Raw genomic sequence first — 24,259 nt, forward strand, 5'->3', positions numbered from 1 at the left:
TCCTTTGGGTTTTATTGGCTTTCAGCCTTCGATATCGATTGGTCCGAGCTCGTGGAAGCGCTTGGCGATGAGTTCCGGCGTGGTGTCGGAAACCCATGCGGCCATGCCGGATTCGGATCCGGCCAGATACTTGATCTTGTTGGCTGCGCGGCGGAACGAGAAGAACTGCAGGTTCAGGCGGTAGTTTTCACGGCGTACGTCGTGGATCGGAGCCTGATGCCATGCTGCGATGTACGGCAGGTCCATACCCTTGCCGTCACCCTTGTCGAAGAACGCGTTGCCGCGCTTGAGCAGGGTGGAGTACATGACGGCCAGATCCCAACGTTCCTGGTCGTTGAGCTCGTCGAGGGTGAGCACGTCGCGCACCGGGGCCACATGCACCTCGAGGGGCCAACGGGCTGCTGCTGGCACGTAGGCCACCCAGCTGTGGTTGCGCATGACGATGCGCTCCCCGGCCTCGATTTCTGAGTTCATGAGATCCTTGAGCAGGTTGCCGCCGGTCTTCTCATGGTAGGCTTCGGTCTGCTTGAGTTCGGCTTCCATCTTCGGCGCGATGAACGGGTAGCAGTAGACCTGTCCGTGAGGGTGTGCCAAGGAGACGCCGATTTCCTGTCCGTGGTTTTCGAACGGGAAGATCTGTTCGATGCCTTCCATCTTGGAGATTTCGGCGGTACGGAACGCCCACGCTTCCACGACGGTGCGCAGACGGGAGACCGGCAGGTCTGCCGGCAGACCGTCTTCATCCGGGTCGAAGCAGATCACTTCACAGCGGCCTGCAGCAAGCTTCTTCTCCCACAGCGGGTTGCCGTTGACGTATTCCACGGCTTCGGAACGGCCCGGCACGCGAACCATCGACGGGAAGCGGTTTTCGAACACGACCACGTTGTAGTCGGTGTCCGGCACTTCGCCGTCCTGGTACGGGTCGCCCGGCTTGCGTGCGGCCAGCGGGTTGCCCTTGGCGGTGGCACCCGGTCCTGCGGTGATCGGGCGGTTCATGCGTGCGGTCGCCATAGGAATCCAGTCGCCGGTCAGTGGATCGCGACGCATTTCCGGAGCAGCGTACGGCACTTCCTCACCGGCCGCGTTGAGCTGGTTGGAGAAACGGTATGCCAGCTGACGAGGATCGTTCAGTTCGCGCGTCTTCGCGCCGGAAACGTATTCCGGATCATCGTCGAGGTAGAAGAAAGCGCGGCCATCGGCGAGCGTGGTCGGCGTGATGCGAATGTGCTCCTTCGCGTACTCTCCGGGAGTGTAGTTTGCGAATTCACTCATTATGGTTATTCACCTTCCTGAATAGGCTCGCTCTGGTGTGCCAGCACGAGCTCTTTAACCAAATCCCTTGTTTTCCCGACCGAATCGGGGTCTAGTCCATCATCGGTAATGACCGTGTCCACCTGGTCGAAGCGTGCGAAAAGCGACAATGATGTGCAGCTCCACTTGGTGTGATCGGTCAAAATTATGGTGCGATCGGCAATGTCCATCATTGCCATATCGGTTGCGGCCTCAAGCGAGTTCGGCATGAGGAAGCCGCGCGGAATGGACACGGAATGCGTGCCCAGGAAGACTGTGTTGACGCGCAGGGAGGCCACCACTTTGTCTGCGATCGGGCCTACGAGCGAGTTGGATCGGGTGGTCACGCCGCCGGTCACGATGACTTCCACGTCTTTCGATTCCAGCGCCTGCACCAGTTCCGCCACCGGAATGGAGTTGGTGAGGATGGTGATCCCCGACGACTGCTGTGATTCCAACAGATGTTGCGCGAATACGTATGCGGTGGTGCCGCCGCCGATGGCGATCACGTCGCCGGGTGCCACATATTTGATGGCTTCCTGTGCGATGGCGTCCTTCAATCCGATGTCCATCTGCGACTTTACGGAGAACAGCGGCTCACTCAGCAGCGTGCTGGTGGTGACGGCGCCGCCGTGCACACGCTTCAGCAGACCCTTGTCGGCCAGATCGGCGATATCGCGTCGGATGGTCATGGCGGAAACGCCCAATTCCTTGGACAATGCGGTGATACGCACCGCACCGCGGGTACGCAACCTGCTCAAAATCAAATGCTGACGTTGTGACGATATCATTCGAACATTATCGCACATGTTCACTCAAAATAAAAACTGAGATGAGCGTTTCGCGCGTTTTCCTCACGAAAAAATATACTTGGCACTCCTGTAATCGTTCAAATCGAACAAAAACGAACGTCGACATCCCGTCAGCGAAATCAATCGACGTGTTGCTTTCCTGCGACAAACGGTGCGAGAATAGTGAACCATGACGTATGTTTCTGAGAATTTCTGGCACGATGCGGTGAACAAAGCCACCACAGATCTCTTCACCTTCGGCTACAAGCACATCATCAAGCCGCATTTCGTGTTCAATCAGACGCCCGATGTGGCGCACGACCAGATGATTCAGTTCTGCAAGATCACCAAGAACATTCCGCCGCTGATGTGGGCGTGCCGTGAAATGCTCAACTATTCCGACCCCGTGCTGGAAACCAGCGTGATGGGCGTCGACTTCGTCAATCCGTTCGGCCTTTCCGCCGGCCTCGACAAGAACTGCGAGATGCCGGTGCTGCTCGACAACGCCGGCTTCGGCTTCGAAACGGTCGGATCCACCACGTCTCGTCCGTGCCCCGGCAATCCGAAGCCGTGGTTCCACCGTCTGCCCGAATATGATTCGATGATGGTGCATGTCGGTCTTGCCAATGAGGGTTCGGAAATCGTTGTTCCGCGCGCGGAACAGGCTTGGACGAAGGCGCGCGACATGCAGATTTCCGTGTCGATCGCGCGTACGAATGACGATAAGACCGGCGATTTGGACGAAGGCATCGAGGATTACTGCATTTCGATGCGCCGCACAGCCGGTCGCACCGCCATGGTCGAAGTGAACATCTCCTGCCCGAACACGATGGCCGGCGAACCGTTCAATCAGAGCCCTGAAGCGCTCGACAAGCTGTTCACCGAACTCGACAAGATCGAACGTCCACAGCCCACGCTGGTGAAGATGCCGTTGAATAAGTCCTGGGAAGAGTTCAAGGATCTGCTTGACGTGCTTGCCGAACACAATGTGCAGGGCTTGTCGATTGCGAATCTGCAGAAGGACCGCGCCGGCATGGAGATTCCTCGCGATTGGGAGGGCGGACTGTCAGGTTCGCCATGCTATGAGGCCAGCAACGAACGCATCAAGCAGGTGTACCGCGAGTATGGCGACCGTTTTGCGATTGCCGGCATCGGCGGCGTGTTCACTCCGCAGCAGGCGTATGCGAAGATTCGTTCCGGCTCGTCGTTGGTCATGTTCATCAGCTCGCTGATGTATCGCGGACCGCAGCAGATCACCGTGTTGAAGCGCGGCCTTGCCGAACTGCTCAAGCGCGACGGATTCGACCATGTGAGCCAGGCTGTCGGCATCGACGCCTGATACCGATTATTTCAATCGGCAGCGAGCACCAAATAATAATGCGCCCTGCGACCGCCAACGCGGTGCAGGGCGCATTATTGTTGTTCGATTGTTGTTCGATATTACCTTGGTTATTGGTTGCGTTTAGTATGCGCCACGCACATACTGCGGCTGGTAGGGCGCATCTTCGGTCGGAATACCGAGCTTGTGGGTGGCGCGAAGAGGCCAATTCGGATCACGAAGCGCCGCACGTCCGATTTCGATGGCGTCGGCGGCACCGGATTTCAAAATCTTCTTGGCCTGCTTCGGCTTGGTGATCAATCCGACGGCCGTGGTTGGAATTTCGGCACGCGAGCGCACCTGTTCGGCGAATGGAACCTGATAATCGGGTTTGACGGGAATGGTCACGCCCGGAATCATGCCTCCGGTGGAGACGTCCATCAGATCGACACCGTGCTTCTTCAGGACTTTGGCAAGGTCGACGGTCTGATCGAGATCCCAGCCTCCGGCGGCCCAATCGGTCGCGGAAACGCGCACCAGCACCGGCATGGTGTCGGGGATGACGGAACGCACGGCGTCCACGACTTCGACCAGTATGCGGATACGGTTGTCGAACGATCCGCCGTATTCATCCTCGCGCTCGTTGATCAGCGGATCGAGGAATTGCGACAGCAGATAGCCGTGGGCCGCATGAATTTCCACCGCGTCGAAGCCGATATCATAAGCACGCCAAGCGGCGTCGCGGAACTGGTCGACGATGGCATGGATTTCGTCAACGGTGAGTTCGCGAGGCTTGTCCAACGGCCCGAACGCGTTGGCGCTTGGCCCCACGGTCTGCCATCCGCCCTGCTCTTCCGGCACGCTCTCATGCTCGTATCCGATGGAGAAGCAGCCGGTGGAAGCCTTGCGTCCGGCATGGTTGAGCTGCACCGCCATCGTCGCGCCGGCGGCCTTCGCATCGGCAACGATCCAACGCCATGCGTCCATCTGCTCGTCGGCCCACAATCCCAAGTCGCACGGCGAAATACGACCCTCCGGCGTCACTGCGGTGGCTTCCACGATAACCATGCCGAAACCGCCCATGGCACGTGACACATAATGCTGGTAGTGGAATGGCGTGGGCAGGCCATCCTGGGCCAACGCGGAATACGTGTCCATTGGCGGCAGCCAGATGCGGTTGCGCACGGTCATGCCACGCAAAGTCATAGGATCGAACAGGCCAACCGTGCCATTGGTTTTGGCCTTCTTCGACCGCTTCGCCTTCTTTTCGTCTTCGCTCATCGTAGTAGCTCCCCTCCGGTCGCACCTACTGGCTCCATGCCGATCGGCTGAACCTTCTTCTTGTATTCCCCTTGAGCTTCTCTGGAGATTTCGTGCCATAAAACCGGCACTATCTGCATTCTACGCAGAACGCCCGCCGAGCGTGGCGGGCGTTCATTGATTGTTCACTTCCATTCGCTGAATTGCGGAAGCGTCACTCATCTTCGGTCTGCTGCTGATCCTGATCATCCTGCTGGCTTTGCTGCTGAAGCGACTGGTTCTGCTGCTGAATGATTGTGCTTTGCTGCTGGGTGGCATTCTGCTTTCCACCGCCGATCTTGGTGACCGTGCTGGATGTTGCGGAATACTTGGCCGCAGGCTGCCCATAATCGTTGTCAATCGGCAGCTGTTTGCGTTCCGCATAAGCATTCATAAAGTCACGCCATGCCGGGGCCGCGATGGTGGAACCATCCCAGTAGCTGTGGTACTGGCCGTTGATAGCGATATTCGCAATCGGGTGGCCAACCGGGTTCTGCACGTCACCGACGAGCACGAATGTGGCGATCTGGTTCGGAATGAAACCACCCGTCGTAACTAGCTGATCCTCGTGGGTACCGGTCTTGGCGAAGGTCTTACGTCCATTGGCTAGCTGTGCCACACCGCCTGCGCCGTCAGGACGGACAACGCCTTGATTCATGGCCCAAGCAAGCGTTTGGATGATTTCCGGATCGACCGCCTGATGGCAGTTCGCGGAAGGCACCTTAATATCATTGCCGTCCACATCAGTCACCTGCTTCAGCGCGATCGGATCGCACTGCACGCCATTGGACGCATATACAGCGAAGATGCTTGCCATCGTCAGCGGGGACACGTTGACGTTGCCGACCATCATGGCAGGCACGAATGATGAGGTCTTGTCGAGCGTCTCACCGGTATTCGCATCATGATAGCCAAGTTCAGTTGCGGTATCGGCAATCTTGCACAAGCCGATGATGGATCCCATGGAAGCCTGCGTGGTGTTATGAGACCTTGCCAAAGCCAATGCCGGCGTTTCCGGGTTCACCGTTCCATTGGTTATTGCGTTGGTGACGTTCCACGTATCAGTGCCGCCGGTATAACGATCGCATGCGAACAACGAGGTCGAATACCTCGTGGACGTCTGCAGGTTTTCGTTGACGGAATGTCCCGCTTCCATCCATGCCACCAGATTGACAGGCTTCCACGACGAGCCGATGGAGAAGCCCATGCCGCCGCCGTCTTCTCGATCCACGGCATAGTTCATGGAATCCCTGGTCTGGTCGTTCTGCGCCGCTTCGGTGGCATCATACGTTCGATTCAGACCGAAGCCCAACACTTCTCCGGTACCCGGTTTGACGGACGCCATCACGATTTCCATGCCGGAGGAATCTTCCGGTGGGATGGTGTTGCGCGCGGTTTCGTTCAACAAGGTGTTGGCATCGATATCCAACGTGGTGACGATCTTCAGACCGCCCTCTTTCAGCAGTCTTTCCCTGTCCTCGCTGGTCTTGCCGAATTCCTTGGAATTCAAAATCTTATGCACCACGTAATCGCAGAAATAGCCCGCATCATAGTCCGCGGCCATGCAACCGGTGGAAATAGGCTGGACATCAAGCGTATCTGCGAGCGGAGTATTGACCGCCTCTTGATATTCCGCATCCGAAATATAGCCCTGCTCGTTCATCAGCTGCAGCACGATATTGCGTTGCTTCTCGGATTCCGGCTGGTTCGATTCGACGGAAGGATCGTAAGCGTTCGGATTCTTGGTGATTGCCGCGATGGTGGCGGACTGCACGATGTTCAGCTGATCTGCGGTGGTGTTGAAATACCGCTTCGCAGCCGCCTGCACGCCATAGAGGCTATTGCCGCCAAACTGTGCGATATTGAGATATCCCTGCAAAATTTCAGGCTTGGAATACTGCTTTTCCATTTGCACGGAAATCAGCATTTCCCTCATTTTTCGTGCGATGGTATCTTCCGACGCATGGTATTGTGCGATCGGATCGTCATCCTGCTGCGCCTGCAGGATCAGCACGTTTTTGACATACTGCTGGGTAAGGGAGGAACCGCCCTGATGGTCGCCCTTCATATATGTTTGGACGAACGCGCGGAACACACCCTGCACATCAACGCCGCCGTGAGTGAAGAATCGTCTGTCTTCACGCGCTACCACGGCCTGCTGCATGTATTTGGAAATCTTCTTCAACGGCACGACTTCACGATTCTGATCCCAGAATTCGGTGATTTTCGTGGTGCCATCGGAAGCGTACATGGTCGACTTCTGCGGCAGGCTGGTCACATCAAAATCAATACCTTCGACCGACAGCGACGGAATAACCGCCTTGGCGACGCTGTTCGCGCCGAAAACCGCCGGTAGGAGGAACAAACTGGCGGCCACGCCGCCACCCACACTCAGCGTGATGTAGGCAATCACGAGTGCGAGCACACGTTGAACGGTCAAAGTCTTCTTTTCGGGCATGGTGCCCATTCTAAAGTGGTGGGTCTACTAATCAACCGGCCGATCGCAGCCATCACGGGTTTCTCACAAACAACCGTAAAACTTGAAAAACACTGGAAAACAGTCGAAAATTATCGTCTCGATCGTCGAATAAGCATGCCAGGCTGGTAGATGATGATGGAACGGCCCTCACGCGCAATCCATCCACGGTTGGCGAAATCCATCAGCGCCTTGTTCACCGTCTCGCGCGACGAACCGACCAGCTGCGCCATTTCCTCCTGCGTCAGATCGTGCGGCACCTTCAACCCCGCCTCGACCGGCTCGCCGAAGCGTGACGCCAGATTCAGCAGCGTTTTCGCCAAACGTCCCGGCACGTCCATGAACACAAGCTCCGAAATGCGCTCGTTGTTGTCACGCATGCGATGCGCGAGCACCTGAAGCATGTCGACGGCCACGCGCGGATGCTCGTCAAGCCATGCGAACAGGGCGTCATGCTCAAGCCATACGACTTTCGTGTCACTGGTCATGGCCACGGCGGACGCGGTGCGCGGTCCACCATGCGGATCGAACACCGGAATCTCACCCAGCACTTCGCCGTACGCATGAATGCTCAACAACTGCACACGTCTGTCGGACGATTGCCGGATCAGTTTGACGCGCCCGCGTTCCAGCAGATACATGCGGTGATCGGTGTCGCCTTCGCGGAAAATATAGTCGCCCTTGCTGTATTCGGCATGCTGCAGATGCGGCAGCAGTTCCTCCGCCTCTTCGGAAGAAACCTGCTTGAACAACGCGGTGTGCAGCAACGTCGCGCTTTCGCCACTGGGTCCACTATTGGTCTCGTTTGGCGTAGCCATTTGTCACACCTCCGTTCATAGGCACATCCTCTGGGCACGCCACCAGGCGTGTTGCCGGGCGCGCTGCCGCGGCTTCGAAAGCTTGTTGCGATTCCACATGCCCTCACGGAACACCAAGCTTTCGTAACGTTCTCATTGCCCTTGATATCAGGGGCGGCTTCGACCATCGGGCTACATTGTAACTCGCCTGGCGGCGTCGAGCAGCCGTTCAACCACGTCTTCACGACTCATACCCGTCTGCGAGCGCATTGGATCGACTCGTTTTACCGCTGATTTCACCGCTTTGTCCGACATTTTCTCACGTGAGGTGTTCAATACCCGCCCCATTTTTTCCGCGTCGATATCGTAGGCGAGGGTCACGTGGTGCAGTATGGCGCCAGGCCCTCCCTCTACTGGTGTGAATCGGCGTTGTGCGGCTCCGCCGAGTTTGCCGTATTGCGTGGCGATGTCGTTGAGTCCGGCGAATCGTACGTCGAGCCCGAGTTCCTTAAGCGCGCGCACCAGCCAGAAATCGCAGAGCCGGTATGATTCCTCGATGCTTATGCCTTGGGTGAAATCGAACGGCGCGTACAACGAGTAGGTGATGGTATTGCCCGGTTCGATGAACATCGCCCCGCCGCCGGTGCAACGTCGGACCACGGTGAATCCTTCCTTCTGCGCGACCGCCGTATTGACTTCGTCTTCGAGCGACTGGAATTTGCCGATGACCACGGCCGGAGCGGCCCATTCCCAGATACGCAGCGTGGGTTCGCGTTTGCCTGCCGCCACTTCGCGCGCCCATGCGATGTCGGTTTCCATTTGTTCGTTCGGGTCGCGCGGCTTGTCGTGGATGACGGTCGGTTTCAGGTCCCGCCAGCGTTCCAGATATTCCTCTTGTGTCAGCGCATTATGCATTCCCGGTTGTTCCCCGGAATATTGTTTCGTGGACCTCGCGATATTTCCGTTGCCCGTTGCATCTTCCGCATTACGCGATTCACTGCCTGTGATTGCGCGGAGAAAAGCGATGGCAATGCCTTCTGCCGTCATACCCACCAATCGCACGTTCGGATAGTTCGCGGTAATCGCTTGCAATCGTCGCGTAATGTCGCGTGTGGGCGCGCCTCGCTGGCTTTGCAGCAAGTTTTCCCAATCCTGCAATAGTCGGCGGGAATCCTTGTCATCGCCGTCAAGAAAGAAATCGCCGTCGATCCGACATTGTTCCACGGATTGGATGGAACTTGCACATTCGCGGAAATATGCTGGAATGTCATCAGAAAGCCGGACGGAAACCCCTACGAGTTTGCCGCCCGGCTGCTTGTACAGCCCTCTGCCCATCAATCTTGGAGTTCTTGGCCGTGCCCATCGCGGTGCCAGTTGGACCCGTAGCTGGAGCACAGGATGAGGACGGCTTCGATCAGAGCCCAGATTCCGGAAATGATCGGTCCGATGAGGATGATCCATCCGATCAGGGTCAGCAACAGCTGGGCCACGGCCTTGCCTGTGTATCCCAGATAGAAGTTGTGCACGCCGAGGGTGCCGAGGAACAGGCCGAGCAGGCCGGCGACGATCTTCGACTTCTGCGCGTAGCCATAGCCGGGCTGCTGTTGGGTCGCCTGATAGTAGGTCTGCTGCGCGTAGGTTGGTGGCTGATTGTATGCGGACTGCGTGTATTGGGGCTGAGTCGGCTCCTGATAATAGGGGGCCTGCGCCGATTGTGCGTAATCCGTAGGTCCGTACGTCGGCTGGCCGTAGATGGGCTGTGCAGGTTGCGCAGGCTGAGTCGGCTGCCCGTAAGCGGGAGCGGCCGAGCCATATGCGGGGACGGACGAACCGTAGGCAGCCGACTGACCATATGGCTGACCATTGCCGTACGTACCGCCGGGGATGTTGTTGCCCTGCGTACCCGGGGCATATCCCTGCACAGGCTGCTGCGATGCGTACGGGTTGGGATTGTGCGGCTGTGATGCAGGCTGATTGTAGCCATCCTGCGACTGCCTGTAATCGGCTTGAGTTGAATCGTTCGTCGCGAAATACTCGTCTTGGCCGGAACCGTTGTAATCGGCATTGTTGTCACTCATGGTTTCAACAATATCCCATAATTTGCCTTGTTGCTTTCATCCACCCTGAAAGCAATCCCTGAAATCCCCCTGAATATGCGAGACGCCTGTCGAATTCAAGCATGAACTCGATTTCGACAGGCGTCTCAACAGGCGAACATATCCGGCGCAATCATGCGTTCCGGATCATATGTCACATGCGTGCCAGAATGTCGCGTCCGACCTCGTCGGTGGAGCGGGTAGCGGATCCCAGCTCTTCGATGTCCGCTTCGACGGCCGCATCGATCTTGGCGGCGGCTTCGTCGAAACCGAGATGACGCAGCAGCATGGCCGCAGAAAGGATCGCGGCGGTCGGATTGGCCTTGTTCTGGCCTGCGATGTCCGGTGCGGAACCATGGATCGGCTCGAACATGGACGGGTATTCGTCGGAAGCGTTGATGCATCCGGAAGCGGAGTATCCGACACCGCCGACCACGGCACCTGCCTCGTCGGTGATGATGTCGCCGAACAGGTTGTCAGTGAGGATCACGTCGAAGCGGGACGGATTCGACACCATGAAAATGGTGGTCGCGTCGATATGCAGATAGTCGTGGGAAACTTCCGGATATTCCTCGGCGACCTTATCGACGATGCGCTGCCACATGTCTCCGGCGTTGACGAGCACGTTCTTCTTGTGCACGAGGGTCACATGCTTCCTGCGCTTCATGGCCAGCTGGAAGGCGTAACGCACCACACGTTCCACGCCGTAGGCGGTGTTGATGGAAACTTCGGTGGCCACCTCGTTCGGGGTGCCGCGGCGAACCGCTCCGCCGGCGCCGCAGTACAGGCCTTCGGTGCCTTCACGCACCACGACGAAGTCGATATCACCCGGGTTGGCGAGCGGGGAGGTCACGCCCTTGTACAGCTTGGACGGACGCAGGTTGACGTACTGGTCGAGATCGAAACGGAGCTTGAGCAGCAGGCCACGTTCGAGAATGCCGGCCTTGATACGCGGATCGCCGACTGCGCCCAACAGGATCGCGTCGGTCTTCTTGATGCGTTCCTCTTCCTCTTCCGGAAGAATCGCACCGTCACGCAGGTAACGTTCGGCGCCAAGATCGAAATTCTCGTAATCGAATTCGGCAACGCCCTCGGCCGCCTTCTCCAGAGCCTTCTGAGCCCACGGAGTCACTTCCTTGCCAATGCCATCGCCCGGAATGACGGCGATGGTGTACTTCTTTGCAGAATCACTCATAGCACGCGACTCTAGTCAACGAATCAGCACGTGGACTTAAAACGCTCAACTAATGGACACTCCAGGCCGCTTTCCTGTACGAAACACACGAAAAGCATGAATCATACGAATCTCACAAATCGCACAGCCTAATCAGCTGGTAATACCCATCACGCCAAGACACCAAGCATTCTCATAGGAGATCTCCTCCCACTGCTTGTACCTTCCAGACGTACCCCCATGACCAGCCTCAACCTCAATCTTCGCCACGGCATCCACGCCCGCACGCTGCAGTCGGGCCAACCATTTCATCGGCTCCACATACAGCACACGAGTGTCATTCATCGACGTGGTAATGAAAATCTTGGGAAAAACCGCAACCCGCGCATCATTTGCATCAGACGGCGCATTCTCATACGGCGTATATTCCTTCATATACCGATACACGTCCGCATTATGCAGCGGATCGCCCCACTCATCCCACTCCGTAACCGTCAACGGCAACGACGGATCAAGAATCGACGTCAACGCATCCACAAAAGGCACATCCGCCTCAACGCCCGCGAAACATTCGGGAGCCATATTCGCCACGGCACCCATCAACAGGCCACCGGCGGAACCGCCATCGGCCACCGTGCGAGCAGGCGACGCCAAACCGGCACACTGCAACGCACGCACGGCATCAACGAAATCCTCAAACGAATGCTTCTTATTGAGCAAATGCCCCTGCTCATACCAAGCACGACCCATCTCACCGCCGCCGCGAATGTGCGGTACCGCATAAAGCACACCACGATCAAGCATGCTGATGCGAGACACCGAGAATCCCGGATCCGAACTGATCTCATACGCGCCATACCCGGTAACGAACATCGCCGAATCACACGCGGGCACATCCCTGCGCCACACCAAGGAAACAGGAATGCGCTCGCCATCGCGGGCGGTAACCCACACCCTGCGCTCCATGTATTCGCGCGGTTCAAATCCACCAAGCACCGTGGCACGCCTCAACAGGCGATCCTCGCCGGTCGCCGGATCGATATCATGCAGTTCGCCGGGACGCGTGTAACTGGAGAACGAGTAGCGCATGCGGGGCGCATCATACGAAGGATTGCCTCCCACACCAATCGAATACAAGCGCCGGGTCTCCCCCGGCATCGCATCGGCGGTCGCACCATCCGATGAGGTCATCGCCTTGCGGGAAACCCCATGCACGGCCGACCCCTCGCCTTGCGCGGCGGCCAATTGGTCGAGCGCGCCCCACACTTCGGCACGTTCCTCGTTGATCTCGTCCACCGACTCGTCGACATCCCAATCGTCTTCCAACGCGTGGGGAACCAGCTCGGTGAACTTCCATGGACGCCCCGCAAGAAAATCCTCCGCAGCGGCATCCTTCGTCATCACCGCAATATGCGTCAGGCTTTCCGCCCGGTACTGCAGCGCCACATAATGCCGGTGAATCGAGATCCCCTCAATGCCAAGACCATGCGCACCCTGCAAAATGGCTGGATTGCAGGGATTGGAATACGGTGTGCCGATCGGCATCTCAGAAGCGCCCGGTTCGACTTCGTCGCCGTGCTCGCATCCGTACGGCGAACCGACGGCCACACGCACGCCCTCACCCAAACGGTACGGGGGCTCATGGGAGCGCATGTCGATCACATCGATTTCGAAATTCGGGTTCAACGCATTGTGATAGACCACGGCGAGCGGAATATCCTCACCGCATTCGCCGGCACCTTCGAAACGGCTGAAACTCACGTCGTATTCCACGTCCTGCTCGCGCGGAATGAACGCGCGGAATTCGCCTTCCGGATCGTCGGTAGAAAGCAGCAATACCTCGGTGGTAGTCTTCGACCCGGTGCCGATCACCAGATTGCGTTCGTCGAACGACAGGCCGATGCCAACCCAGAATCGTTCGTCTCGTTCGCGGTACACCTCCACATCGTCGACGATGGGAGTGCCGACGCGGTGCCTCATCACCGCGTATGGACGCCACGCGTCGTCGAGCTTCACATAGAACACCCATTGCGCGTCCGGTGTGAAGCAGGCGCCACCGATGCCCTTGAACACTTCCGGCAGTTCCTTGCCGGTTTCCAAGCTGCGGATACGGAAATCGTAACGTTCGTCGCCGCTGGTGTCGGTGCCGTACAGCATCCAACGTCCGTCTTTGGAAATATCCATGCCGCCGATACGGAAGAAATCATGGCCTTGCGCTTCGGCATTGGTGTCGAACACCACTTGTTCGCCGTCGATGGGCACGCCGATTTCAATGGTTGGCGGATCCCAATCGTCTGCGCCTCGAATAGGCACACGGCATTGCACCGCATACTGCTGACCCTCCTGGGTGCGTACGAAATACCAGTAGCCATCCATGCGTGTCGGCACGGACATGTCGTTTTCCTGAACGTGCGACTTGAGCTCGTCGAACAGTGTGGAGCGTAGGGTTTTCAACGGTTCCATGCGCTGCTCGCAATACCGGTTCTGCGCGGCGACGTAATCCTGCACGTCATGCGATTCCTTGTCGCGCAGCCATTCGTACTCGTCGATGAAGGTGTCGCCGTGGAATACGCGCTCCTTCGGCACACGCTTCGCGATCGGCATCCCGCATTTGTCTTGCACGCTTTCGTCGCTTTCTCGCGCGCCCGTTGCGCCCTGTTCACCCCGAAAATCAGTCATGCACGCGATTATACCGGCATTGCATTCCCAATCCCACGCGGCACGCACCCCCTGCTCCGGGCGTACGAAAAAGTCAGACGCCCATCTGTTGTTTCAGGAACGGCAGCATGGTTTTCATCAGATTCGAGCCGGTCGTTCCCGTGAATACCGGAACATCGGTGACCGGGATCGGCTGCGTGACCGCACGCCCCGCAACGGTGCCGAGATTGCCGGCGACTTCGCGTGGAGACAACTGCCGGATGCCGATCGCCAGCACACGCCCTGGGTATCGGCGTGCGATCGTGGCGTACGTGGTCGGATCCCTCTGCCCGTCATCGCCGATCAGAATGAACTTCATATCAGGAAAATCAGCCATCAATTGTTCGGCATACTCGAGTTTGTGCTGCACTCCGGAAGGAATGAACGTTTTCGGGCGAGGATCGAGGTCGCGCAATAGCAGCGGACCTTCCGGAAAACCATGGTTGGCGATGAAATGCCGGATCGAGCTTTCCACATTCCATGGCGATGTCGACAGGTAGAAGAACGGCGCGTCCGGGAACATGTCCGCAATGCGGTTGAACAGCAGGTTCATGCCCGCAACCGGCATTTTCTTCTTTGGATCGAGCAGCAGCAGATTGTAGGCGGCTTTCATCAGGCTTGGCGCCTGCGTGACCATAATGGTGTCGTCCACGTCGGAGATCACGCCGACTTTCGTACCGCTGGGAATGGTGAACAGGTTGGCTGTGACCGGTTTGCGGCTGCGTACCTTGTATGACACGTCGTGCACGCCCGGTTCGAGCGAATGTTCGGCCACGAGATCGAGATATCCTGCGGAATCGGAGGCTGCGAATTCACTGGAGACATTGCGCTGCGCGTCCACTTCGTCGTGCACTTCGGACGCGCCCACCTGCACGGTTTCGAGGGGCACGCCGTCGATGGCGATGCGCACCTTCGTATGCGGCGAGGGGATGGTGAGCATGGCACGGATGCCACGGGTCAGACGACCCGCCTGACGTTTGAAGGGCCCGTACACGGTTCGGCAGATCAGTCGAGAGTAATGTTCGGTGCCGTAGCCGACATATGGTTCCACGCGCGGATACCAGTTGAGATTGAGCACCATGCTTGTTGAGAACGTCACCCACTTGTTGAACGCTCTGGTAATGGTGCGGCGGAACAGTCGTGTCAGCGGAGGCTTGACTTCGATGCGTTCGTGTTTCGAAGCCGCGTCGAAGGTGGTGACCACCTTGCGTGCGGGAATGGGCACAGTCGGCATGTCATCTTCGGATATGGAATCCGGTTCACGCTGGGGCAACGGCTGCGGTTCGGTCATAACCCCACTATAAAGGCAATTATTGAATTACCTGGTACCCCAGCGTGAAAATCAGGGATTTTTCAGGGAATACCGATGATTTCCCATCCAATTTCCCGAATCGTGCCGTTCACTGAGCCACGATGTTGGCGTATTCCTCGGAGGAAAGCAGTCCCGGCTCGTCATCCTCAAGTTCGATTTTGAAAATCCAGCCTTCGCCATACGGGTCACCCGTTACGATGCTTGGATCGTCGGCGGCCTCGTTGTTCACATAGCGAATCACGCCGGCCACCGGAGTGACCAGCGGCGTGACCGCCTTGGAGGATTCCAGTTCCGCCACCTCGTCGCCCGCCTGTACTTCGGTGCCGACTTCCGGCAGATCGATGTACACGAGTTCGCCAAGCTGGTCGGCCGCATATTCGGTGATACCCACCATGGCCGGCTCGGTGGAAGCATCCACCCACACATGCTCGTCGGAATATTCAAGATGCTCAGGCACATCCAGATTCGGCTTGTTATCGTTTTCTTCGCTCATGAAAGCTCATTCTACGTCAATCGTATGTATTTCCCTAGAGCAGTGCCGAAACTTGTTACGGGAGGTCGTGGCCGAGCCATTCTTCGATCATGTAGCGGGCGATGGTGGCCTTTCCGGGAGCTTCCATACGCCCTGCCACCAACTCGTTCATGTATTCGTCGCGGGTCACCCAACGCGCCTGCAGGGTCTCGTCGCCGTCCACGCGCACGTCGGTGGTGTTGGCCACGCCTTTGAACGCCATCATGAGCGATGCGGGGAACGGCCATGGCTGCGATCCCAAGTATTTGAGTTCGCCGATGTCTATGCCGACTTCCTCTTTGGCTTCGCGCCGGCAGGCATGCTCCAGGTTTTCTCCGGCTTCCACGAAGCCGGCCGATACGGAGTACAGTCCGGTGTTGCGCCATGCGCTGTTGTGTTGCAGCAGCAGACGGTCCTCATGGTCCACGATCGCCGTGATGACGGCCGGTTCCACTCTGGGGAACAGCAGTCGCTTGCCGTCCGCTTCGCTGGTGCAGCGTTGCGCCCATCCTCCCAACGCCGGTTCGGTCGGAGCGCCGCATGTGGGGCAATGACGTTGGCGCGCATGCCATACGCCCAGCGAGATCGCCGTCGTGGCCTGGCCTGCTTCGCGCGCGCTGGCATGCGGTGCGAATCCGCGCAGATCGACCCAGTCGAATCGTTCCGCAGCGCTTTCCAGCAACGATTTCGACGTTTTCGCTTCCGGTTCGTGCTGTTCGCCGAACGCATCGTCCGCGCCCATATGCTCGCTGCTTGCGACCACCGTCTCCGCGGCTTTCACGCGAGACACGTCAACGGCGACCACGTGTTCGTCGCGTTTGCCGCCATACGATCCAAGGAATATGGCGAGCGCCGTCGGATGCGTGTGCAGTTCCGCCGCCACGTAGGCGCCGGGCAATTGCGCGAGACGCATATGCACGTTGGCGTAGTCCGCGATGGCTCCCTGTCCGCGCGGCACCGCCACCATGCCGTCTTTGACGAGAATGACCTTCGTGTCCGGCTCCAGCAGCGCCGTGTCGAACAGGTCGGGTTCGTCGCGTCTCGAAACCTCATAGTCGATATCGCCTTGCGCAAGTGGCAGGAACGGCAGTGCCTGGGTCAGCGCCAGTGGCGAGAACACGCTCATCGATTGCTTCTTTCCTTGAATACGATTGATAGAGCGGATATTTTTTCTCTATTCCGTATTTTCTTTTCTATTTTTTTATATCTTTTTTGTATTTCTGATTGCGATATTGACGGCAGCGGCGGAAAATACCGGCTACTGCACCCTGCGCACCAGCGCGAGCAGCGCGTCGGCAACCGCCTGCGGATGCTCGTATGCGCTGAAATGCCCGCAATCGAATACCACCGTCATATCCGCGCTCGTGCCTGTCATCGCATCGGCGATCGGCGTCATCACGCTCGGCGGGCTCGACGGATCCTTGTCGCCGCAGATCACCGCAACCGGTGCCGTAATCGCAGGCAACACATCGTTCAGATCCGGGCGCCCAGCCGCCATGCGCTCACGCCATGCGATGCCTTCGGCAGGCTGTTCGTTGATCCACGTCGTGAACTGTTCACGGTAGGCGGCCGACTGTTTGATGGTGGAATCCTCAGGTGTGGATGCCGCAAATCCCATCACCGGCTCATGCGTGCCCGTCGATTCGCATGCTTCGGCGATCGCGATGCGCTTCGCGCGCATCTGCGCGGAATCCGCCGCGGCCTTCGTGTCGCACAATGCCAACGCGGCAACAGCTTCGGGGTGCAGACGCTGAATGTCGAGAACCAGATAGCCGCCCATCGAAAGGCCCGCCCAAATCGCCTTGTCGTAACCGGCCGCATGCAACATCGCGACATAGGCGTCGGCCATATGGTCCAAACCGTTCGGGAAAGCGCCGTCCGCGTCTTTGCCGCCACTGGTCTCATCGGAAGGAATCGGCCCTTCTCCCGCACCGGGCATGTCGGGACCCCAGATCGGGAACCGTTTCACACCATGTTCCACAGCGGCCGCCTCCAACGCCTCCGCACATTCGTCCCACATGCGGTGGTCCACGGGGAACCCGTGCACCAGCACCACGGGAAGCCCCTCGCCCTCGCAATACACGTTATTATGTAATTCGATCGTCATCGTCTCACTCCGTTCCTCTCCCCTATATTGCCTATGTATCTATCGCTTGCGCTGCCTGCATTCGCAAGCTGCCACGCGCTTTCCTGGCGCCCACGGCCGACCGGTTTCGACGTCAACCATAAGCCTGTCGGCTACCTGCCGGCCCAAGCGATCGCCTGACGCACAATCGTGCCATATCCGTTGCTCATCTGGTTTATGAAAGTGTCGAGGATCTCGCTGTTCGGGTTGACCCATTCCACGTCAAGCGTCTCATCCTGCGGCTTGCAGTCGCCCGCGATCGGCACCACGTAGCACAATGCGATCGCATGCTGGCGGGAATCGAAATAATCGGATAGTCCCGGCGTCGGGAAAAACTCGGCCACGGTGAACGGCTGCAGACTCACCGGCAGCTGCGGCAACGCGATATCGCCCAAATCCTTGGCGATATTACGCGCCACGGCCTCACGCAACGATTCGTGATAGAGCACGCGCCCGGCAATCAGCGTTCGCTCGATACTGCCGTCGTCAGACACGCGAAGCAACGATCCGACCTGTGAAACACGCCCCAGATCATCGGTGCGCACCGGCACCACAAGCACGTATGGAATCGGCATTTCGCCGCGCATACGGTTGATTTCGCCGGAAGCAAGCCATCCTGGAGGATTACCTATTCCGCGAATGAAATCCTCCGGCGTAATGTCGTCGAATTCTCCGCGACGACGGCCTGCATCGAAATCGCCCTCGTCGGGCACTTCATCATTCATCACTGGCATAGTCCCATTATCACGCATCTTGTGTGAATTGGCTGGAAAAGAATGCGCCGAAAGACGATTCTTCTGACAGCGGATATTGCATATGCCGGGAATGCGGCGGGTTGGGACGCAGTTATATACTCCAAAGCAATCGCATACGAGGGGCGTAGCCCGTCACGCGCGTCGATGGAACGAACAGCAAGGAGCAATCATGGCAACGCATGCGGTCACTTCGCAGGATTTCAATCAGGTCGTCGAATCCAACGATCTGGTATTCGTGGATTTCTGGGCAACCTGGTGCGGTCCGTGCCGTGCGTTCGGCCCGACGTTCGAAAAGGCAAGCGAAGCGAATCCTGACATTTATTTCGCGAAGGTCGATATCGACCAGAATCCGGATCTCGCCTCCGCCGCCAAAGTGCAGGCCGTGCCGACCTTGATGGTGATCAAGAACCAGCAGATCGTATTCCAGCAGGCTGGCGCGTTGCGCGCGTCGGATCTGGACGATCTGATCGCCCAGGCCAAGGAGCTGGACGTCAATGCGGCCGCTGCCGAAGAGGCTACGGAACAGGCGCAATAAGGCGAATATCAAAGGATTGCAAAGGTGCCGTTCGATGGCGAAACATCAACGGCACCTTTTTGCTTTGCATGCCCGCTTTGCCTGCCTGTTACATATGCGCTCGCCCGGATTCCATGGCATGGAGTAGAATGTCGCGTTGGATATGCGCTTTCCGGCGAAGCCTGAAGTGGCGGCGCACCGCATGCCGTGCATGTGTGAATTCGTCGAGGATCTGAACGCGCGTTTAGGAGCAGAATGGCTAACCACAGCAAGCACGCCCGATCGTCTACCTTCGCCATGCCGAGCAAGTCCTCGCTGGTGAAGATCGCCGCAACGGTCGCGGCGGTGGGCCTGTTGGCTACCGGCGGCATTGTGTCGCGCAATCTTTACACCTCCGCGGAGCAGAACACGGCCAATCAGGTCACGGCCTTCTCCGTCACCGATTCCGCCGAAGCATCCCGTGGCAACGCCCGTGAGCTGCTCAATGGAGACACCTCGTATGTCACCGTGAAGATCAACGGCAAGTCGCGCGTGGTGCCCGGTACCAATTTCACCGACGTGAAGTCCGTGCTCGACGCGGGAGACATCACGCTCGAACCGGAAGACACGGTCTCCCCTTCGCTCACCACCAAGGTGGATGAGAAGACCGTAATCACCATTCAGCGTGCCGGCGCAAGCGTTGAGGTTTCCGACACCGCCATCGGTTTCAATGTCGTCAAGAAGGAAACCTCAAGCCTGCCGGAAGGCCAGGAGAAGGTTGAGACGGAAGGCGAAGAGGGCGTGATGGAAACCACGAACCTCGTAACCAAGTCCGGCGACACCGTTGTCTCCTCCAATATGATCAGCTCGTATGTGAAGAAGGCTCCGGTCGACAAGGTCATTCTCGTCGGCACCGGCTCCACTTCGTCGTCGTCCTCCAGCGCTTCCGCGTCGATCGGCACCACTGTGCCGGCGGGCGAAATGCAGCAGTGGGCTCACGATTATCTGCTGTCGAACGGCTACACCGAAGCCGATTTCACCGCCACCGTATACATCATCACCCACGAGTCCGGCTGGAGCGTCACCGCAACGAATCCGAGTTCGGGCGCCTATGGTCTGCCCCAGGCGTTGCCTGGCAGCAAGATGGTGAGCGCGGGCGCCGATTGGGCCACCAATTATCAGACTCAGCTCAAGTGGTTCTGGGGTTATTGCGCGCAGCGTTATGGTTCCATTCAGGGAGCCTACACGTACTGGCTGGCCAATCACTGCTATTAAATCGCGATTGATCATCATTGATTGATTCGATGATGATATAGTTTGAGCTCCGTAATATTCGAAGATATTACGGAGCTCAAACTATATTACGATCTTAAATATCACTGGGATATCGCCGATTTCACAGGGCATTGTTGGAACCGATCACCGTGGCTTCCTTGACGTCATCGATCTTCCTGCGCCTGCGGCCGCCGTGACCGGCCTTCGGACCACGCTTGCCGACGGTGCCGCTGCGGACCCCGTTCTTGGCATCGAAGATGATCACGCGCTCATCGCTGTGATATTCGCCGTCCAGAGCGAAGAAGGCGATCTTGTCTGCAGGCACTTCCGGGAAGGTGAAGAACTTCTGCGTCGCAACGAGCAGGTCAAGGTTGCGGGTGGTGACGGAAGACGGCGTATCGGCGTTCGGAGCATTGAACTGAAGAGCGAAATCGTCATTCTCATCGCATACCTGGATTGCGAACTTGCCGCGCTCGTAATTCACCAGCAGCTTGACGTATTCAGGACGTCCGAGAACTTCGGAAACACCCTTGGAAAAACGAACGGATTCAAGCATGACCGTCATGGTCAACTTGCCACCAGTTCTTTCGCCAACTTCTTTGAAACCATCAAGAACGGACATGTAAATCCTTCCTTTATTGTAAATAACTACGTGAAATACTGTACCTCATTGTTAAGAATAAAACGAATCGAATCTCTGGGAATATATTCATATTTTCAAGAACACAACATAATACGAAAAAACATACCGCAGACCATGCTTGTCTCAATGAGAAATTCGATACGGTTCAGCCAGCGCACTTCCTAAGCCAACTCGATGAGCACACCACCCCTTGTCGCCCGACGGTTTTCTGCTAAAAACAGATGTGGCAACCCCTACCTCACCCCCGCACTACGGGTTGCGCAAATTGCAAATACTTTGCAGCACAGTTTTCCAATCTCATATAGAAAGCGCTGAAATATCGTGCTTTATGCATGCATATCATTTGCAAAACGGTTCATATAGGGGCTATCTTGCACAACTATCTTTTGCAATCATTTTCATTTTTAAAATGATTTTCTCAGTAACGATTTTCATTGAAAATCCGCCATTTTTCAGCATCTTTTACACTCCAACCGGGATAGAATATACACTACACGGTTGCAGTATTGCAAACGCTATCAAAGAAGATGGAACCCCCGTCGCAAAGCAGCGGCCACGATAACGGAGCCACAAGCCCCGATACCGGCCCAAACACAAGAAAAGAAGGATCAGGAAGGTCAATGAAACATCGGAAACCAACTCCCGCCTGGCAGAAGCTGGGCCTGCGCGTCAGCAAGAAGCTGGCGGTGGGCGCCACAGCCCTTGCCACAGTTTTCGGCGGACTGGCAGTCGCCAGCGTCTCCGCACAGGCGAGCACCGACCGTAACAGTTATGCGGACACCGTAGGCAACCCGACTTTCGAAGCAGCACGCAAAAAGTACGGTCTGACCAAGGAGATGAAGAACGGCGCCATTCTGCACGCGTGGATGTGGTCGTTCAACACCATCACCGAACATATGGATGAGATCGCCGAAGCCGGTTACACCTCCATTCAGACCGAGCCGATGAGCAAAATCAAGGTGAACGACGCCAACGGCAAGAAATTCACCGAAAATTGGTATTACGTGTATCAGCCGACGAACACCTCCATCGGCAACTTCGTGGTCGGCAGCGAAGACGACCTGAAAGCCATGACCGCGGCAGCCCACGCGCATGGCATCCGCATCATCGTCGACGTTGTGGCCAACCACTTCACCGCCGACTGGAACGCCATCGACTCCGACTGGCAGAAGAGCGAATATTTCCATGCGCGCAACTCCTGCAGCGGCTCCGGCGGCGACAACATCGATTATTCCAACCGTTGGCAGGTGACGCACTGCCACCTGCTGGGCCTATGGGATCTGAACACCGCCAATCCGGAAGTCGCCAATCGTATGCACGACTTCCTGAAAACCGCGGTGAACGACGGTGTTGACGGCTTCCGTTTCGACGCCGGCAAGCACGTCGAACTGCCGAACGAATTCGACGGTTCGCAGTATTGGACCACCATTCTGCAGAACGGCTCGCAATACCAGTACGGCGAAGTGCTGCAGGGCGATTCCGGACTGGATTACAAGGCGTACGCCAACCTGTATGCCAAGTATGGCGAAGGCGGCGGCGGAGCCACGGCCTCCGACTATGGCAAGACCATCCGTTCTGCACTGTGGAGCAAGAATCTCAATGCGGGCAATCTTATGAGCTTGCGCAACGGGGGCGTCAACGACGATCAGCTGGTCACTTGGGTGGAGTCGCATGACAACTACGCCAATGGCGACAAGGAATCCACGTATCTGACCAACGATCAGATACGCTTCGGCTGGGCCGTGGTCGGCGCACGCGCAGGCGGAGCGCCACTGTTCTTCAACCGTCCGAAGGCCTCCGGCGGCAATCAGCCCCAGTTCGCAGAAGCCTCTCAGCTGGGCGACGCCGGCGATGACATGTGGAAAGACACGGCTGTTGCGGCCGTCAACCATTTCCGCAATGCCATGGACGGCGAGGCCGAATACCTGCGCAACTGCGGTTCCGAACAGAACAACAACTCCTGCCTCATGGTGGAACGTTACAAGACCGACAACAATGCCGGCAATGACGGCGTGAGCATCGCCAACATGGGCGGCGACCAGAATCTGGCCGGCACTCCGACCAAGCTTGACGACGGCACGTACACCGATCAGGTGAACGGCGGCACCATCACCGTTTCCAACGGCAAGATCACTTCCGGCACCGCCAAGGGCGATGCGGTGAGCGTGTACTTCAACACGAGCGTGAAGGAATCCGTTTCCGCGACCGTCAGCAAGAAGTTCTCCTCCAACACCATCAAGGTGACGCTGAACGCCAGCAATGCCACCAATCTCACTTACTCACTGAGCAATGGCAAGAACGGCTCCTTCGTTGACGGCGACTCGCTCACCATCGGCGGCGATATGGAGATCGGCGATTCCGTCACCCTGACCGTCAAGGGCACCGGCGCCGAAAGCGGCGAAGCGCTCGAGTTCACCGCAACCTACACCAAGGTTGAGGTTCAGGCGAACACGATTTATGCGACGAAGCCTTCCGGCTGGAGCAAGATGTACGCGTACGTGTACACGGGCGACGGAGCGACCGCGAAGAACAACGCGGCCTGGCCGGGCGTGGAGATGACCGCGATGGCGGCCGCCGATTCGTGCGCCAAGGCCGGCACATACAAGTATGAGGTTCCGGATTTGGGCGAGGGCACCTATCGCGTGATCTTCTCCAACGGCAACGGCTCGCAGATGCCGGGGGCCAGCCAGCCTGGTTTTGAATTCTCGGGCAAGGTGAGCTGGGATGGTTCGTCCGCCTCGCTGACAGCCATCACCTGCACGGCAACGCCTCCGGTTATCAAGACCGCGGACATCACCTTCAGCGCCACGGCCGACCTCAAGACCGGCGAGACCCTGTACGCGGTCGGCGACTGGGGCCAGGGCAAGGGCAAGACCTGGACCCGCGCCGGCGGCGTCAAGCTCGCCAAGAACGGCAACGCGTACACCGGCACCACCACCATGACCAAGGGCCAGGCCATCACCGCCCGACTGATCAAGGTCGACGCGAACGGCAAGACCACATGGGACGAGATCGGCGACGTCAAGGCCACCGCCGACAAGACCAAGACCGTGGACCTCAAGTGGACCAACGCGGTCGAGAACACCGTGGACATCACCATCAACGCGGCCGCCGACCTCAAGACCGGCGAGACCCTGTACGCGGTCGGCGACTGGGGCCAGGGCAAGGGCAAGACCTGGACCCGCGCCGGCGGCGTCAAGCTCGCCA

The 24,259-nt window shown here is 57.8% G+C and carries 19 protein-coding genes; 4 read left to right on the forward strand and 15 right to left on the reverse strand.

What is annotated here, in order from left to right; translation table 11 throughout:
• Nucleotides 1-21: 21 nt before the first annotated feature.
• Both galT and KSY55_RS07525 read right to left on the reverse strand, forming a co-directional pair.
• Entirely contained in the window at nt 22-1,272 is a 1,251-nt protein-coding gene (gene galT / locus KSY55_RS07520) for a galactose-1-phosphate uridylyltransferase (RefSeq protein WP_118287629.1), read from the reverse strand.
• 5 nt (nt 1,273-1,277) lie between these two features.
• Nucleotides 1,278-2,081, reverse strand: coding sequence for a DeoR/GlpR family DNA-binding transcription regulator (locus KSY55_RS07525; RefSeq protein ID WP_033524326.1), 804 nt, complete (start codon nt 2,079-2,081; stop codon nt 1,278-1,280).
• A gap of 190 nt (nt 2,082-2,271) precedes the next feature.
• On the opposite strand from KSY55_RS07525, the gene KSY55_RS07530 reads away from it, so the two are divergent.
• Nucleotides 2,272-3,420, forward strand: coding sequence for a quinone-dependent dihydroorotate dehydrogenase (locus KSY55_RS07530; protein WP_004221302.1), 1,149 nt, complete (start codon nt 2,272-2,274; stop codon nt 3,418-3,420).
• Between the two features lie 123 nt (nt 3,421-3,543).
• On the opposite strand, the gene KSY55_RS07535 is transcribed toward KSY55_RS07530, so the two are convergent.
• From KSY55_RS07535 to KSY55_RS07590, 12 genes are all read right to left on the reverse strand, one after another.
• Nucleotides 3,544-4,680: an NADH:flavin oxidoreductase/NADH oxidase gene (locus KSY55_RS07535; protein ID WP_118269304.1), complete on the reverse strand. Its 1,137-nt coding sequence runs from the start codon at nt 4,678-4,680 to the stop codon at nt 3,544-3,546.
• 193 nt (nt 4,681-4,873) lie between these two features.
• On the reverse strand, nt 4,874-7,165 hold the full coding sequence (locus tag KSY55_RS07540; RefSeq protein WP_118269305.1) for a transglycosylase domain-containing protein: 2,292 nt from the start codon (nt 7,163-7,165) through the stop codon (nt 4,874-4,876).
• Between the two features lie 101 nt (nt 7,166-7,266).
• Complete coding sequence (locus KSY55_RS07545) at nt 7,267-7,992, reverse strand: Crp/Fnr family transcriptional regulator (RefSeq protein ID WP_004221295.1); 726 nt, start codon at nt 7,990-7,992, stop codon at nt 7,267-7,269.
• 171 nt (nt 7,993-8,163) lie between these two features.
• Nucleotides 8,164-9,306 (reverse strand): lipoate--protein ligase family protein, encoded by a 1,143-nt coding sequence (locus KSY55_RS07550; protein WP_004221294.1) that lies wholly within the window; start codon nt 9,304-9,306, stop codon nt 8,164-8,166.
• On the reverse strand, nt 9,306-10,049 hold the full coding sequence (locus tag KSY55_RS07555) for a TM2 domain-containing protein (protein ID WP_118269306.1): 744 nt from the start codon (nt 10,047-10,049) through the stop codon (nt 9,306-9,308). The genes KSY55_RS07550 and KSY55_RS07555 overlap by 1 nt, the downstream gene beginning before the upstream one ends.
• Nucleotides 10,050-10,221: 172 nt before the next feature.
• Complete coding sequence (locus KSY55_RS07560; protein ID WP_065437350.1) at nt 10,222-11,262, reverse strand: 3-isopropylmalate dehydrogenase; 1,041 nt, start codon at nt 11,260-11,262, stop codon at nt 10,222-10,224.
• 132 nt (nt 11,263-11,394) lie between these two features.
• Nucleotides 11,395-13,845 carry a S9 family peptidase gene (locus KSY55_RS07565; protein ID WP_117612367.1) on the reverse strand — a complete coding sequence of 817 codons (2,451 nt, stop codon included), beginning with the start codon at nt 13,843-13,845 and terminating at the stop codon, nt 11,395-11,397.
• 148 nt (nt 13,846-13,993) lie between these two features.
• Nucleotides 13,994-15,229, reverse strand: coding sequence for an App1 family protein (locus KSY55_RS07570; protein WP_004221286.1), 1,236 nt, complete (start codon nt 15,227-15,229; stop codon nt 13,994-13,996).
• Nucleotides 15,230-15,338: 109 nt separating this feature from the next.
• Nucleotides 15,339-15,743: a glycine cleavage system protein GcvH gene (gene gcvH, locus KSY55_RS07575; protein WP_004221283.1), complete on the reverse strand. Its 405-nt coding sequence runs from the start codon at nt 15,741-15,743 to the stop codon at nt 15,339-15,341.
• Between the two features lie 55 nt (nt 15,744-15,798).
• Complete coding sequence (gene nudC / locus KSY55_RS07580) at nt 15,799-16,887, reverse strand: NAD(+) diphosphatase (RefSeq protein WP_095279490.1); 1,089 nt, start codon at nt 16,885-16,887, stop codon at nt 15,799-15,801.
• A 132-nt stretch (nt 16,888-17,019) separates the two neighbouring features.
• Complete coding sequence (locus KSY55_RS07585; protein ID WP_055063880.1) at nt 17,020-17,868, reverse strand: alpha/beta fold hydrolase; 849 nt, start codon at nt 17,866-17,868, stop codon at nt 17,020-17,022.
• Between the two features lie 131 nt (nt 17,869-17,999).
• The gene (locus KSY55_RS07590) at nt 18,000-18,620 is read right to left on the reverse strand and encodes an NUDIX hydrolase family protein (protein WP_034879491.1); all 621 of its coding nucleotides are present in this window, start codon (nt 18,618-18,620) and stop codon (nt 18,000-18,002) included.
• Between the two features lie 190 nt (nt 18,621-18,810).
• Between KSY55_RS07590 and trxA the strand changes: the two genes are divergently transcribed.
• Together trxA and KSY55_RS07600 are read left to right on the forward strand one after the other, a co-directional pair.
• Nucleotides 18,811-19,176, forward strand: a complete 366-nt coding sequence (gene trxA, locus KSY55_RS07595; protein WP_004221272.1) for a thioredoxin — start codon at nt 18,811-18,813, stop codon at nt 19,174-19,176.
• 234 nt (nt 19,177-19,410) lie between these two features.
• Complete coding sequence (locus tag KSY55_RS07600; protein WP_004221269.1) at nt 19,411-20,409, forward strand: G5 domain-containing protein; 999 nt, start codon at nt 19,411-19,413, stop codon at nt 20,407-20,409.
• A 121-nt stretch (nt 20,410-20,530) separates the two neighbouring features.
• Here the strand turns inward: KSY55_RS07600 and KSY55_RS07605 are convergent, their stop codons facing one another.
• A complete protein-coding gene (locus KSY55_RS07605; protein ID WP_004221266.1) occupies nt 20,531-21,031 on the reverse strand; it encodes a hypothetical protein in 501 nt (166 codons plus the stop codon).
• 641 nt (nt 21,032-21,672) lie between these two features.
• Between KSY55_RS07605 and KSY55_RS07610 the strand changes: the two genes are divergently transcribed.
• Nucleotides 21,673-24,259, forward strand: a 2,587-nt coding sequence (locus KSY55_RS07610) for an alpha-amylase family glycosyl hydrolase (RefSeq protein WP_217749665.1), incomplete at its 3' end; no start/stop codon positions are given.

The sequence above is a fragment of the Bifidobacterium sp. MSK.13.1 genome, assembly GCF_019131435.1.
In the GTDB taxonomy this organism is placed as follows: domain Bacteria; phylum Actinomycetota; class Actinomycetes; order Actinomycetales; family Bifidobacteriaceae; genus Bifidobacterium; species Bifidobacterium pseudocatenulatum.